At 60.8% G+C, this 13,791-nt stretch carries 12 protein-coding genes; 6 read left to right on the top strand and 6 right to left on the bottom strand.

Going from position 1 to position 13,791, the window contains the following annotated elements:
- The first annotated feature begins 504 nt into the window (after positions 1-504).
- From F9Z44_RS13525 to nrdR, 3 genes are all read left to right on the top strand, one after another.
- On the top strand, positions 505-1,401 hold the full coding sequence (locus F9Z44_RS13525; protein WP_159606954.1) for a lytic transglycosylase domain-containing protein: 897 nt from the start codon (positions 505-507) through the stop codon (positions 1,399-1,401).
- 271 nt (positions 1,402-1,672) lie between these two features.
- Positions 1,673-2,917 carry a serine hydroxymethyltransferase gene (glyA, locus tag F9Z44_RS13530; protein WP_159606956.1) on the top strand — a complete coding sequence of 415 codons (1,245 nt, stop codon included), beginning with the start codon at positions 1,673-1,675 and terminating at the stop codon, positions 2,915-2,917.
- Between the two features lie 19 nt (positions 2,918-2,936).
- Entirely contained in the window at positions 2,937-3,386 is a 450-nt protein-coding gene (gene nrdR / locus F9Z44_RS13535; protein ID WP_159606958.1) for a transcriptional regulator NrdR, read from the top strand.
- Between the two features lie 71 nt (positions 3,387-3,457).
- Here nrdR and F9Z44_RS13540 read toward each other — a convergent pair whose 3' ends face one another.
- The 6 genes from F9Z44_RS13540 to F9Z44_RS13565 form a co-directional block, all read right to left on the bottom strand.
- A complete protein-coding gene (locus F9Z44_RS13540) occupies positions 3,458-6,829 on the bottom strand; it encodes a pilus assembly protein (protein ID WP_159606961.1) in 3,372 nt (1,123 codons plus the stop codon).
- Positions 6,830-6,894: 65 nt separating this feature from the next.
- On the bottom strand, positions 6,895-7,380 hold the full coding sequence (locus tag F9Z44_RS13545; RefSeq protein ID WP_159606963.1) for a hypothetical protein: 486 nt from the start codon (positions 7,378-7,380) through the stop codon (positions 6,895-6,897).
- A gap of 47 nt (positions 7,381-7,427) precedes the next feature.
- Complete coding sequence (locus tag F9Z44_RS13550; RefSeq protein WP_159608724.1) at positions 7,428-8,483, bottom strand: PilW family protein; 1,056 nt, start codon at positions 8,481-8,483, stop codon at positions 7,428-7,430.
- Positions 8,484-8,503: 20 nt separating this feature from the next.
- Entirely contained in the window at positions 8,504-9,115 is a 612-nt protein-coding gene (gene pilV / locus F9Z44_RS13555) for a type IV pilus modification protein PilV (protein ID WP_159606965.1), read from the bottom strand.
- Positions 9,106-9,600 (bottom strand): GspH/FimT family pseudopilin, encoded by a 495-nt coding sequence (locus tag F9Z44_RS13560; RefSeq protein ID WP_159608725.1) that lies wholly within the window; start codon positions 9,598-9,600, stop codon positions 9,106-9,108. Before F9Z44_RS13560 ends, pilV begins: the two co-directional genes overlap by 10 nt.
- A gap of 8 nt (positions 9,601-9,608) precedes the next feature.
- Positions 9,609-10,049, bottom strand: coding sequence for a type IV pilin protein (locus F9Z44_RS13565; RefSeq protein WP_159606967.1), 441 nt, complete (start codon positions 10,047-10,049; stop codon positions 9,609-9,611).
- A gap of 127 nt (positions 10,050-10,176) precedes the next feature.
- Between F9Z44_RS13565 and ribD the strand changes: the two genes are divergently transcribed.
- From ribD to F9Z44_RS13580, 3 genes are all read left to right on the top strand, one after another.
- Positions 10,177-11,328, top strand: coding sequence for a bifunctional diaminohydroxyphosphoribosylaminopyrimidine deaminase/5-amino-6-(5-phosphoribosylamino)uracil reductase RibD (gene ribD / locus F9Z44_RS13570; RefSeq protein WP_159606969.1), 1,152 nt, complete (start codon positions 10,177-10,179; stop codon positions 11,326-11,328).
- Positions 11,329-11,577: 249 nt separating this feature from the next.
- Positions 11,578-13,287: a PilC/PilY family type IV pilus protein gene (locus F9Z44_RS13575; RefSeq protein ID WP_159606971.1), complete on the top strand. Its 1,710-nt coding sequence runs from the start codon at positions 11,578-11,580 to the stop codon at positions 13,285-13,287.
- Entirely contained in the window at positions 13,284-13,745 is a 462-nt protein-coding gene (locus F9Z44_RS13580) for a type IV pilin protein (protein ID WP_274382127.1), read from the top strand. The genes F9Z44_RS13575 and F9Z44_RS13580 overlap by 4 nt, the downstream gene beginning before the upstream one ends.
- The last annotated feature ends 46 nt before the right edge of the window (positions 13,746-13,791 follow it).

Here is a 13,791-nt window from a genome sequence, read left to right on the forward strand (position 1 = left end):
GGGGCCGTCATGCGGCTGCACCGCTGGGTCGGCTGATGCCGGTCATCACGACTGGCACGCCAAGCGTACTCCCGGGCCTCGTCGACAGCAAGGCAAGTCGGTCGGATCGCCCATGAAGCTTTTCAATCACGGCTTGGAAGCCTATTCGGGAGGCTCGAAACCCTGTTTTGCGACATGAAAGGCAGGCGCCAGCCGACAAGCGGCAAATGCAACGCCGTCCGGTCAAAAGGCCTGCAGACACTGGCTTTCCTGCTAGAGAGCCGCTTGAACGGTCAATTGCAACGGATTGTTCATAACCAAAAGTAGCTTTGAACATCATCTTAAACATTGACTGGGTATTTATAACCCCCTAACATCCGCCAACTTTGCCCGCCGAGGGTAAACCCCGAACGCTGCCCTCCCAGGCTAAGTTGATCGCCAGACCCATTTGTCCAGCCTTCAGCGGCGACCTCACTCAGCCGAACCGACCCAAACATCGACCACGGCCATGAACGGAGCGACAACATGACAACCTTCACGACTGCGCCACACAAGAGCACCTCAGGTGTCGTGGCAGCCCTCAAGTCCACGCTGGGTGACACCTACCGTGGCTTTCTCGACATCACGCACAACAGCGTGGCCCTGCTGGGCACCCTGTTCGCCGTCGGCCTGATTGTGCTGAGCGCCCGGGCCGACTTGCGCCAGAGCGCCGAACAGCAACTGCTGGGCTGGCTGCTTCAACGCCAGGAGGCCACCCTGGAGGAAGCCTTGATCGCCGTGGAGCCGTCAGCCATTGACCGCGTGACTGCGGCGCATCCCGGAGACCTGCCCAAGCAGCAAGCCAACGTGACCTACTGGCTCAGTCGCAAGTACCGCGTGGCCCCCGAACCGCTCGGCGCTTTGGTGGCCGAAGCGTTCGAGATCGGCGAGAAAGCCAAGCTGGATCCGACGCTGATCCTGGCCGTGATGGCCGTGGAATCTCGCTTCAACCCATTCGCGCAGAGCCCGGTGGGTGCGCAGGGCCTCATGCAGGTGCTGACCCGCGTGCACACCGACAAGTACGAAGACTTCGGCGGACAGCTGGCCGCTTTTGATCCGGTTTCAAACTTGCGCGTGGGTGTGCGGGTGCTGCAGGACTGCATCAAGCGCGCCGGCTCGGTTGAAGGTGGCCTGCGCCTCTATGCCGGTGCGGTCACCAGCGATGGCGGCTGGTACATCGACAAGGTGATGTCCGAGCACATGCGCATCCAGAGCGTGGCCCTGGGCAAGCCGCTGCAGCGCTACGTTCCTCAGGCTCGCCCCACCAATGTGGTGGCGCCTGCCCTGACACCTGCTCCAGTCATCGCACCCGGCACCGAAATCGAGGCGGGTCCGGCAGCTCCTGCCGCCACGCCGCAGACCACACCCCTCGCGCAATCCTGATCGCCCGGGTTTTCCGACGTCGGGCAGTCAGTACCATGGCCCTGGGCTAAACTCGTCGAGTACGCAACTGGCGATAGGCGCGCAACCCACGGATCCGATCCGGGAGGTCTGCCGCTGACGTGGCCCCCCTGCCCGATCACACAAAACTTCGATCTGCGGCCGGGACAACCACTGGGAAGCGTGCCACCCCAGCTGATGCAGCGAGGGTGTTCAGCCGTTCGCCTGGGCAGCCCTTGTCAATGCACAAGGATTCACCTCTAGAAGGACTGCCATGTTCGACCGCAACATTCTCATCGAGCAAACCGACCCTGAGCTGTTCGCAGCCATTCAAGCTGAAAACGCCCGTCAGGAACATCACATCGAGCTGATCGCCAGCGAGAACTACGCTTCGCCCGCGGTGATGGCCGCTCAGGGCACGCAGCTCACCAACAAATACGCCGAGGGCTACCCCGGCAAGCGCTACTACGGCGGCTGCGAGTTCGTCGACATCGCCGAGCAACTGGCCATCGACCGCGTCAAACAGATCTTTGGCGCCGATGCGGCCAACGTGCAGCCCCACTGTGGCGCCTCGGCCAACGAGGCCGTGTTCCTCGCCTTCCTCAAACCCGGCGACACCATCATGGGCATGAGCCTGGCCGAAGGCGGTCACCTCACCCACGGCATGGCGCTCAACATGAGCGGCAAGTGGTTCAACGTCGTCTCCTATGGTCTCAACGACAAGGAAGAAATCGATTACGACGCCATGGAGCGCAAGGCTCACGAGACAAAGCCCAAGCTCATCATTGCTGGCGCGTCGGCCTACAGCCTGCGAATCGATTTCGAGCGCTTCGCCAAAGTGGCCAAAGACGTGGGCGCGATCTTCATGGTCGACATGGCTCATTACGCCGGCCTGATCGCGGCCGGCATCTACCCGAACCCGGTGCCCCACGCCGACGTGGTCACGTCTACCACCCACAAGAGCTTGCGCGGCCCACGCGGCGGCATCATCCTGATGAAGGCGCAACACGAGAAGGCCATCAACAGCGCCATCTTCCCTGGACTGCAAGGCGGCCCACTGATGCACGTGATTGCTGCCAAGGCGGTGGCCTTCAAGGAAGCACTGGCGCCCGAATTCAAGGTCTATCAGCAACAAGTGCTGACCAATGCCCGGATCGTTGCAGAAACACTGACGTCGCGCGGCCTGCGCATCATCAGTGGGCGGACCGAAAGCCACGTCATGCTGGTCGACTTGCGCGCCAAGGGCATCACCGGCAAAGAGGCTGAGGCCGTGCTGGGCAGCGCACACATGACGATCAACAAGAATGCCATCCCCAACGATCCAGAAAAACCCATGGTCACCAGCGGCGTGCGCATCGGCACCCCAGCCATGACCACACGTGGATTCAAGGATGACGAGGCACGCATTACTGCCAACCTGATCGCCGATGTACTCGACAACCCGCGCGACCCCGCCAACATCGAAGCGGTTCGCGCCAAGGTCAATGCCCTGACCGCACGCTTCCCCGTTTACCGCTGACATCTCTGAGTCCGACCCGATGAAATGCCCTTTCTGCGGTCACCTTGAAACCCAGGTTGTCGAGACCCGGGTATCGGAAGACGCGGACTTCATCCGGCGTCGGCGCCAATGCGGGCAATGCGAGAAGCGCTTCACCACCTACGAGCGGCCAGAGGTGAGCTTTCCGGCGGTGGTGAAGAAGGACGGGCGCAGGGTGGAGTACGCACCCGACAAGCTGCGTGCCTCCTTCGCCCTGGCATTGCGCAAACGCCCGGTGAGCACGGAGCAGGTCGATGCCGCCATTGAACGCATCGAAGAGAAGTTGCTCAACCTGGGTAACCGGGAGGTGGCAGCCAACCGCCTGGGCGAGATGGTGATGCGAGAACTCAAGAAGCTCGACAAGGTCGCCTATGTGCGCTTTGCCAGCGTGTACCGAAGCTTCGAGGACATCGACGAGTTCCGAGCTCTGGTGGACGAAGTTCGGCGATAGGCCGTCCACTGAAAAGGGGCAAGGACTGATGAAGTCCTTGCCCCTGTTTCTTTCAACGTGGCCTTGAGACGCTACCGCACGAACCAGTATGTGCGCCGCGGATTCTTTTGCACGCTCTTCACTGGCGGGCAGTTACCCACGGCCGAGCGGCAATCAGCCCCATCGCTGCCTTCGCCGCCCCCCTTCGATCCAGGTCCGTCATCAGTGCGATCACCTGAAGGCTTGTTGGGGTCCCCACCCGCACAACCAATGCAGAACAGCTTGGTGACAGAGGTTGGATCTTTGCCTGGTTCGGTTGGGGGAATGGTGATCGTGACAAGACCCGACGTTGGGGAAGGGGGCAAACCACCGCCGTCATACACCAGGGAGCTGAGCGCACCAGTGAAAGGATCAAGCGCATAGCCTCGCGCAAGGCCCAGGTTGGAGCTGCAAGAACTGGAACTTGCCGCTGTGGGCCGGTTGGTACCGAAATAGGTCGTTCCGCGCACAGTCGTTGGCGCGTTCACCACTTTCTCACCCGTGCTGAAGGTGAAGTAAAAACCGCCGTCGGACGTATCGCGGGTGTAGCGAGAAGAAGCCGTCGCCAGCGAATCCAATGCCGCCTCGGTCATCGGCAGCGCGGGTGCAGCGGCCGCCTTGGTCGCCACACTCATGCCTGTCGCCGTGTCCGCGAGCATGTAGAAGCGGTTCCTGACGAACAGGGAGGATGACGTGTCCGAAACCGCCTGCAGCGGGTGTTCACGATCGCCTGAACCCAGCAGTACGGCATCGAACGATCCTGCTGCGCCCGTGGCACCCACCGAGATCACCGATGGGGGGAAGAAGAACTTGCGCGGCGTGGTGCCGCTGGCGCACACACCGGCATCACAACCCAATGCCGCGAGCTTGGTGACCTCCCACTTCGTGGTGTCAGCATCGTTGATGTCGACACGCCAGACATTGCCACCCGTGTCGGCGGCGTAAAGCCGGTCGACACGACCATCGTTGTTGCGGTCAACGAAGCTGAGGTCGGCTGGGAAGGACCAGTTCATGTTGGACACTTCTTTGCAGTTGCTCAGAGTGCCGCAGCTCTTCTGGGCGCTCCAGATGCGCGCACCCGTCAATGCGTTGACCACATAGATACCACGGCCCATGGTGTTGGCCTTTGGCGGCTCTGCGTCTTCACCCAGCGGATTGCCGCTGGCGTCGTAACCACCGGAGTAGCCGCCGCCGAACACCAGCACCGGGCGGGAGAGTGTGGCGCTGCCACCGGTAGCGCTGAATGGGAGGTTGGTCAGGGCCAGTCGCGGGCGGGACCAGGTTTCACCCAGTTCACCAAACGCCGCATTTTCATTGCTGATGTGCCACAGAACTTTGGGAGCCACCGGATCGGCCACGTCGATCGCGTACATCGACCGGCCACCGCGCCGCATCGTGACATAAAGGATGGCCTCGTTGGTGGTCCGACCGTCTGCTTTGAGCGTCTGGTAGAGACCGGTCGAGCCATCGAAGAAATAGTCCTTCGGTTTGGACGTCGCCGCTCCTGCCGTGGAGAACTTGAGGTCGGGATCGTTTTCACGCAGTCGATTGATCTTCTTGAAATGCTCGGGTGCCACCAGCCCCCACAGTTCACCACCCGGAGGTGTGGTGCCAATGGCTTGGGTCTGGCTGCCGTTGACGGCACGGTAGACACCGTCGTTGGCTCCGTAGAACACCACCGTGCCGCGCGTGTCGCCATAGTTGATCACCACTGGCCGCGAGTGGATCACGTCGCCATGCACAGAAGGCCTGACCGTGACCGGGGTGCCAGGACCGGCTTCATCAAGCGCTTTGTTGTCCTGGCCCGCCAGCCAGTTGATCACCGTGTCGCCGGCAAGCAGTCCAACGCCGAGCACCGAGTCGGTGATCAGAGCATTGCCAGCCGAGAATGCATTGACGGACGCTGTCAGGTCGCTTGAAGCAGAAGCCGGGCACAAGGCGGCAGTGATACCGGGAATGGCGGGACAGTAGGTGTAGAGCTTGCGGGGACCGGACGCCGTCGCCGAATAGTTCGTGGAAGTCAAGCTCTTGTTACGCATCACCTGCGCTGCACCGCCCTTCTCCACGAATTCACCGTCCGGGTAGTCAAACGCGCCGCCAGCGCCCTTGGGGTCATTCACGAAGAAACCAGGGGCAGCATCGAGCTTGGTCCAGAAGCTGACCGCCGAGGGTGAGATGAAGCCCGTGCCAGAGGCACTGAGTGCTTCGTTACCCAGCGCATCACCGAGCTTCAACGTAGCCTTGTTGGGGTCTGGTTTTGTGGGATCCGGATAGTCCAGAATGAACTGGAATTGTTTGAGGTTGCCCACCCAGCGCGGATCACCGTCGCCGTCCGGGCGGAACATGCCCAGGAAAATCTGGTTTTCAAAAGTGCCTTGCGCATTCACGCTCACCGGCAGGCTGGCCGACGAGAACACACTGTTGACCGCCTGCACTTCGGTCAGGATCGCGTCAAACGCGGCTTTGAGCTGCGTGTAGTCGGTGGTGGGAAAGTACTTGCCGCCACCCACCTTGGCCGTGCTGGTCAGCAGGGCCGGGTAGTCTGGCGTGCACTGTGGCCCCATGAAGCCGACGGTGTAGGACGTGATGCCTTGCTTTTCATCGAAGCCGGAGTAGAGGTCCGTCTGGAACATGTAGCGAGCCCATTCGTCGGCATACAGCCCCGAACCTTCGTTGTGCGTGCCGGCCTTGTAAATGCCGCAGGAAAATGTGCTCGTTCCGTAGGACGTCTCTGGTATGACGATGTTTTTCTTGAGCGCGTCGGTGATGCCCGGTGCAGCCGCCAACGTGCTGATGTGCGGCGGGTTGCCGCCGTCGCCAGGCTTGTCGTTGGCGCCGGTTGCGTTGCCAATGAAGACCACAAAGTTTCGCTGGCAACCAGGCGCGACGCCCGCATATTTTCGACCGGACATGCCAGTCTGACCCGCGTAATAGGCCCACGACTCCTGCATGGCCTGGCCGGTGCGCGCCGTGTTGGATTTGATGTTGTAACCACTGGCGCTGCAGCCGCTGGTGCACCACGATCGGATCCATTTGAGGAGATCGGTCTTGGTCGATGCGTTGACCGCTGTCAAAGGTTGGGCCAGGCAACCCCCGATGTTGGCATTGCAGTACTCACCGTACCGATCCCGCATGCCGTTGGAGTTGAAGATCATCAAGCCGAGGTTGACGGAGTCGTCCTTGAGTCCATAAACGATGTTGTAGAACGCGCACTGCTGAATACCACCGACCGAGTTGCCCAGCGATGGCGCCGTACCGTCATCGAGGTACTTGCAGGTATTGGCGGCAGACGCCTCGAACGCAGCCGAGTTGTCAAACACGAACAGCAGGTTGGGTGCACCTCCGGTGGTGCCACCCACGTAGATGTCGATGTCCTCGGAAAAGCCGACTGTCGGAATCACGGTGATGGCGAGCACCGCTGCCATCGACAGCACCAGTTTGTGTAGGAATTTCATGGTGGTTTCCCTGTTTCTTCAATTCTGTGGTGCGTTCAATTGCACGCAACCTGGGCAGGCACGCGCACCGACAACCCTTGAACCATCGTGAGCGAGGCACCTGTGGAGGCATCGTTGACCGAGACCTCCAAATCCCACTGCTGGCGGTTGCAGGCGGACAGCTTGCCAATGGGCGTGCCGTCGGGCTTGTAGGCGAAGTCAGAGTCGGCCGACTCAAAACACGGGATGTCGGCAGCGCTGGCTGTGTTGAGTTCCTGGTTCAAGACCGGCACGCTGATCTTGCAGGCTGGTTTGACAACCGCCACCGGGTAGCTCTGGCTACCCGTCACCACAGATAGCGCCGCCTTGGCCTGAATCGCGTCGAGGTTCTCTGCAACATTGATCTCCTCGATCAGGTTTTCAATCGTGGTCTGCGCCGCCGTGGTGGCTTCGGTCTGCACCTGCGCATTGCCCGCAATCTTCAGGTTGACCACCCCGAAGCGAATGGCTGACACCGCCACCAGCGTGATCAGCACCAGCATGATGAGACTCACCACAAGAGTGCTCCCCTTTTGCTCACAACGGGCCTTCATGGCTCTCTCCTGCCGCTGGGGTTGACGACTCTGACCAACTGCGAAAACACATGCCGTTTGAAGGCGTCCCCTGTCGCGGCAGTATTGCCGGCCAGTCCCAGGTTGTAGACCTTGCCGTCCTGGTACCCGGCCTCCGGGTCCAGGCTGCGAGCCAGAAGGTGAATACGCACGGCCACCACATTCGTCCAGTCTTCAGCGGTCATGGCCACTGCGCCGTTTGACACAGTGCCCTCCGTGAACAGGTCGGCACTGCCATCGATGGCGCCTGGCGCCGCTGGCAGCAAGACATCCAGGCCATAGTCGATCTGCATGTTTTCGATACCTTCAACCAAGGCTACCGTGTTGAACGTACGTGCACCGCCGGTCACCGTTATTTCGAGGCGCTTGAGCGTCGGAATGGTGTCGTCGCCAGCACCACACACACCGTCGGCCCCAGGGTCGCTGCACGTGCTGACGAAGTAGATGTGCGTGATGTAGCGCCGCAGCGGTGAGACTGTGAGACCGTCCTTGAGCCGAAGGTCGAAAGTAGCTGAAGGCGCTTGGTTGAATCGGTAATTGAAAACGGTTGACAGGGGCGCAATCACGCCAGTTTGCAAGTACACATGACCTGCCTGCGCTGCGCCCAGCGCCACCGGCGCAACATCAGCGCGGCGCACCACGACGATGTCGGTGCCCGCACGGTGGTTGGTCACGCAAGCGGGGACCGCCGCACCTGCGGGATTGTTGAACCCCTGCAGTTGCAAAGGCATGGCGCTCTCGAGTTCTGCGACCGTGAGCAGGCAGGGATTGGGAACGGCGGCCGGAGCGGCCGGAGGGACGGTCAACTCACCCAGATAGCCCGCCAGCTGGATGTCCTTGGAAAGGACAAACATGGCATAGCGACCGTTTTCAATCAGTTTTCCGGTGTTGTCGATCGAACGGCGCGCACCGCTCTGCTGAGAAAACAACGTGGCAAGGCCCACAACGAGAAAAAGACCGATCGCGATGGAAACCATAAGCTCGATCAAGGTGACGCCATGTTGGCCGCGGCGGATCGGATTTTGTTGCTTCATGGGTGGCTCTGCTTGAGAACTCATGGGCCTGCAAATGCAAAATCAGCCATCTTGACAGTGACGCTCACCGCTCGGCGCTGACTGTCTGCTCCAAACTCGCCACTCGCGCAAGGCACTGCGGCTGGCGGCGCGGCGATTTGATCTCGGCCCTGCCACGCCACACTGATTTGGTAAGTGTTGGGTACGCCAGGCACCGAGGTAATGCAGCCTCTGGCGCCAAGCGCGGCACCCACGTTGGCGCCACCCAGTGCCTCATTTGCACCGAGCAGCAGGTCGCGCCACTCGGCCATGTCGGCCTGCGCTCGCGCAATCTGAGTGGCAGTGCCGGTACCACAACCAGGAACGGCCGCCCCACCGGTACCCAGGAAAGGTGAGATTCCCGTAGCTTGATCGGTGAGGGCATAGCAGGAAGCCGACGCACGATTGGTATTCATCCGGTCGGCCATGTCTTGCAGGATTCCCAATGCCTGCACACGCTCGTACGACTCCACTTGTGCCCTCTGGCTTTGCAGCATGACTCCTACCAGCCCAAGCAGGCCAATCATCAGAATTACCAAAGTCGTCATGACTTCGATAAGACTGCTCCCTCGGACTCGACGCCGTCTGGACTTCTGAAGTTTGATCAAGGACATGGCTGATTGGTACTGGAAGGGGTGCCACTGACGCCGACAATCACACATCGCCGGACATCACCCGCTTGAACACTGAACCGAACTTGAGCATTGGCCGTGGTGCGCCCCGAGTTGGCGTAGGTAAGGACCGTCGCATTTCCGGAACTGGGCGTGATCGTCACCCCTGAGTAGGCAGCCTGGTCATAGAGAGTGACTGCACCGGCCAGTACAGTCCAGCCACTCGTCCACCCGGTCGCCGCCACCTTCGGCTGGATGGCGATATTCGCATTGCGCTTGATCGCCTCACTACGCGCCAGAATGAAGGTCGTTTGAAGATCGGACACAGCAGCACGAGCACGTTGCTGTCGAATCACTCCGTCGAACGATGGAACCGCCACGATCAGCAGCACCACCAAAACGGCCAGGGTGACCATCAGTTCAACAAGCGTGAATCCCCCGTGCCGAAGCCTTTCGAGATGGCGGCGCTGGTGCAGGCTGTTCGCCATGGCGTGACTCACCAGCATTCCGTGGCAGATGCGGTAGCGTTTTGCACACCACGTGCACCCGCCTGTGTGAGCGTCAACGTCCCGCAGCGGGTGTCTGCCACCTGTCGGCCAATCGGCGTTGCCAACGCCTGGTAGGAAGGCGGCGTCGCCGCGTTGTTGGCCACGACAGTCACGGTGTAATTGGCCGAAACCTCTTTGGGCACGGTGACACCGACGCCGGTCCACTGCGCGGCGGTACCAGCGGCAATCCCGAAATAGGATCGCGCGTTGATCATTTGCTGCTCCTGCCGGTTGGCAACATTGAAAAGAAAGCTCTGGGCAGCAGACCTGTTGGCGCGAAGAATGTAATTCTGATACGACGGATACGCCACTGCCGCCAGGATGGCGACAATGGCCACCGTGATCATGAGCTCGATCAGCGTGAACCCGCGGTGCTTGAAAGTGGACATTGATTTGATCCTTGACAAACAAATCGTAACGACTGGCCTCTGCTTCCTTTGTAGTAGAAGGACCAGCGGAGCCGAACCGCTTCCGAGTGGTGTGCACCTCTGAAACCACCTCCAGCAAGTCCCCAATGTGAATTCTTTTGATCTACAAATACACGGCGCTCTGCGAGTGGCCGAGCGTGCACTGCGTCTGTCCAACCCCAATCCTCGCGTCGGTTGCGTACTGCAGGACGACCATGGCCAAACGATTGGCGAAGGCCACACACAGGCGACCGGGGGCCCACACGCCGAGGTGATGGCCCTGCGAGATGCTGCGGCGCGAGGGCATGAAACTCGCGGTGCCACGGCATTTGTCACGCTGGAGCCCTGCTCTCACCACGGTCGTACACCGCCCTGCTGCGACGCATTGATCGCCGCCAAGATCACCAAGGTGGTGGTGGCCTCCACGGACCCCAATCCACTGGTGGCCGGGCGCGGAATGGCGCGCTTGAGGTCGGCAGGCATTGAGGTGGAATTGCTCCCCCCTGACGGCGACGCTGCGCGAGCATCACGCGAGCTCAACATCGGCTTCTTCAGTCGCATGATTCGCGGCACGCCATGGGTTCGCATGAAAGTGGCCGCCTCGCTCGACGGAACGACCGCGCTGGACAATGGCGCAAGCCAATGGATCACCGGAGAGGCTGCGCGCCTCGATGGCCAAGCTTGGCGGGCAAGAGCATGTGCCGTGCTGACAGGCATTGGCACCGTGTTGCAAGACGATCCGAGGCTCGACGTGAGATTGCCTGGAACGACTCGACAGCCACACCTTGTGGTGGTGGACAGCGAATTGAACACGCCACCAACCGCTCGCCTGTTCGAACCCGCGACAGGCGGTCTGCCTCGGCAGGTCTGGATTTACCACTCAGCGCTGGATGCAGGAAAACAATCCGCCTTGGCCGAGCGGGGCGCCCTACTGATCCACATGCCGGGGGCCAACCAGAAGGTGAGTCTGCCCGACATGCTGCGCGATCTGGCTCAGCGTGAAGTGAATGAACTGCACGTGGAAGCCGGCCACAAGCTCAACGGATCGTTCCTGCGCGAAGGCCTGGTAGACGAGCTGCTGCTGTACCTGGCCCCCAGGCTGCTCGGACAAGGCGCAGGATTTTCCAGTTTCGGCCCGCTCAAGCAGTTGCACGATGGCATTCAACTCCACTTCTCAGCGGTCGAGCACATAGGCGAAGACCTGCGCATCTTGGCGCGGGTGCACGGCAAAGACGCATTTCTGGAGACCGAGCAGGGCTGACGATCTCAGCGAATGCATCAGGCGCGTCGGACTCAAACAGAAAAGCGCCTAGTACAAACAAGGTACCTTCTCCGGCGATCATCCGCTTGACGACTCTTATCCGGAGAGTCCTTTCGTATTCATTGGGTATCGCTACAGTGCCGGCATGTTGTTTGCACTGCCACTTCATATTCCAGCGAGCCTTATCCCGATCGCTCGTCTGCTTGAGCGTGGAAACGCCCAGGCAAGCGACCATCTGGTGCCGCTGCGATGAACGCCATGATGACCATGGGCCGCTTCACGCTCGGCCAGTGCATGGGGGCGATTGCCCTGGCAGCCTTGGTGTTGGCAGCGGCACTGCCCGCTTTAAATGGTCATCTGATGCACAGCCATCGAGAAGATGCCCGTGCAGCGCTGTTGAAAGCGACGCAATGGATGGAACAAACGGCCACGGCTCTCGGCCATTACCCGGGACACAGGATCATTCCACGCGAGGTGTTGGCGGTTGAAGGGGGGCGTTACGTCATTTCAGTCCAATCTGTGAATGGCCTGGACTTCACTTTGACCGCCACCCCCGTGGCCGCGCAGGCAGCCGATGAGTGCGGTGCATACCGTGTCAATCAGGCGGGCACGCGAATTCAGATGGCCACGGCAGCAGTTGATGGCCCACTGAGCCGACATGACATTTTTTCGGGCACTCAGTGGAATCAGCTTGCCATCGGCACAGGCGGGCGGGGCGAGAAGCTGGTGTACGGCTTGCGATCGCCACTCAAGCCCAACGGTGACCGAACGCCGGACATGGGCGACTTCTTCTGGGAGGCTGGACCCGACACTCTCGACAGCACCTCTGTTGTCACGGGCTACATGACCAATCCCGCGCGCAGCGGACAGACCGACTCGGGAGACTGGGTGGCGGTGGTCAACAGCGGCCACTACAACGGACAGGCCGGTGGAAGCAAGGCAGGCTTGGTCGTGCTCAATGCCATGACAGGAGCACTGGTGCGCAGCATTCCACTACCCGCCACGTACTCTGCGGGCCGCGGGCTGGGTGGCGTGACCCTGGTGCGAGACACCCGCAGACGCATCGTGGCAGCTTACGCCGGTGACGCCAATGGCAACCTGTGGCGCTTCGACCTCCGCGGCGCGCCATCTTCATGGAAAGTCGCCTACGACAAGCCATTGTTCACCACCAGAAACAACCGGCCCATCTATGCCGCGCCTCTTTGGCACGTTCATCCCAATGGCGGATACATCGTGGTTTTCGGTACCGGCATGGTGCTCGAAGACGGCGATCTGGCAGACACGTCCATTCGCGAGAGCCTTTACGGAATTTGGGATCCGACCACCAAAGCTGGTGTTCAGAAAACCGGATTCGACACTGTTCAGACCAACGCCTTGGTGGAACAGTCCGCCCTCAAGCTGGAGATGGATGTCAATGGAACTCAGGGCTACTCCCTTTCCGAAAACGCCATTGACTGGACCAAATACAACGGTTGGTTTTTCAACCTGAATGCTGCGACAGGCGAGCGCGTCATTGATCAGGTTCGAGCGGTGGGTTCCAGCGTCGAGATCAACACGGTGGCACTGGACAGCAGCGTTTACAACGACACCGAGAGTTGCACCCCTACCAATCTGCCAACGAATGCGGTCTACATCCTTGACGCGCTGACCGGCGCAGGGAGACCAGCGTTCGACCTCGATGGCGATGGCGTGGTGGACAACGTTGCGGGTGTAGTGCGCAAGATGGGAGGACTATCGCGCAACATCAGCGTGATCAATGTCTTGGGCAGTGGCAGTGGAGTGATGACCCATCACGGGGAAGGCGATCCAGATAGCGACGGAGATTGCAAAGCGTCCCCTTTTAAGGTTGTTGGATTGCAGGATGGTGTGCTCGTTGGACAAACAATATGCCTGAACAACAAAAACACCCCCAAACCCTGGAGCCGCCAGCAATACCAGCTGACAAGGCCACCACTGTGAACTCACCCGCACACTCCAACACCATGGGCGGATTCACGCTCATCGAGGTCATGGTGGTCGCCGCCATCGTGGCCATCCTCGCCGCCGTGGCCTACCCCTCCTACCGGGAGTCCATTCGCGCGTCCCAGCGCGCGGATGTGCAGCGCGCGCTGGTGGAAGCGGCCCAGTTCATGCGCCGTTTCCACAGTTCGCGCGACGCGTACGTCGGCGCCACCTTGCCGGCCAACCTGCAACGGTCGCCGGCTGCAGGCGCGGCGGCGTACAACATTCAGCTCGTGGAGGGAAACAACCTGGTCGTCGTCGCAGCCGTCGCGCAAACCTTCTCCTTGCGGGCCACGCGTGCCGGCATGATGCTGGGTGACCGTTGTGGGGACCTGGTGATCGCCGACACAGGGCAACGCCAACTCGTGAACGCCCTGCCAGGTCAAACGCTGCAAGGGTGCTTCCGAGGTTCCTGAGGCACCTGCGGGAGAGCCAGAACCGCGCTCTTCCCCTCGACAAGTC

The organism is Hydrogenophaga sp. PBL-H3 (assembly GCF_010104355.1).
Taxonomy (GTDB): domain Bacteria; phylum Pseudomonadota; class Gammaproteobacteria; order Burkholderiales; family Burkholderiaceae_C; genus Hydrogenophaga.

Coding starts and splice junctions, on each gene's coding strand:
- F9Z44_RS13525 (WP_159606954.1), top strand. CDS start 505: ATGACAACCTTCACGACTGCGCCACACAAGAGCACCTCAGGTGTCGTG.
- glyA (WP_159606956.1), top strand. CDS start 1,673: ATGTTCGACCGCAACATTCTCATCGAGCAAACCGACCCTGAGCTGTTC.
- nrdR (WP_159606958.1), top strand. CDS start 2,937: ATGAAATGCCCTTTCTGCGGTCACCTTGAAACCCAGGTTGTCGAGACC.
- F9Z44_RS13540 (WP_159606961.1), bottom strand. CDS start 6,829: ATGGCAGCGGTGCTCGCCATCACCGTGATTCCGACAGTCGGCTTTTCC.
- F9Z44_RS13545 (WP_159606963.1), bottom strand. CDS start 7,380: ATGCTGGTGCTGATCACGCTGGTGGCGGTGTCAGCCATTCGCTTCGGG.
- F9Z44_RS13550 (WP_159608724.1), bottom strand. CDS start 8,483: ATGAAGCAACAAAATCCGATCCGCCGCGGCCAACATGGCGTCACCTTG.
- pilV (WP_159606965.1), bottom strand. CDS start 9,115: ATGTCCTTGATCAAACTTCAGAAGTCCAGACGGCGTCGAGTCCGAGGG.
- F9Z44_RS13560 (WP_159608725.1), bottom strand. CDS start 9,600: ATGGCGAACAGCCTGCACCAGCGCCGCCATCTCGAAAGGCTTCGGCAC.
- F9Z44_RS13565 (WP_159606967.1), bottom strand. CDS start 10,049: ATGTCCACTTTCAAGCACCGCGGGTTCACGCTGATCGAGCTCATGATC.
- F9Z44_RS13575 (WP_159606971.1), top strand. CDS start 11,578: ATGAACGCCATGATGACCATGGGCCGCTTCACGCTCGGCCAGTGCATG.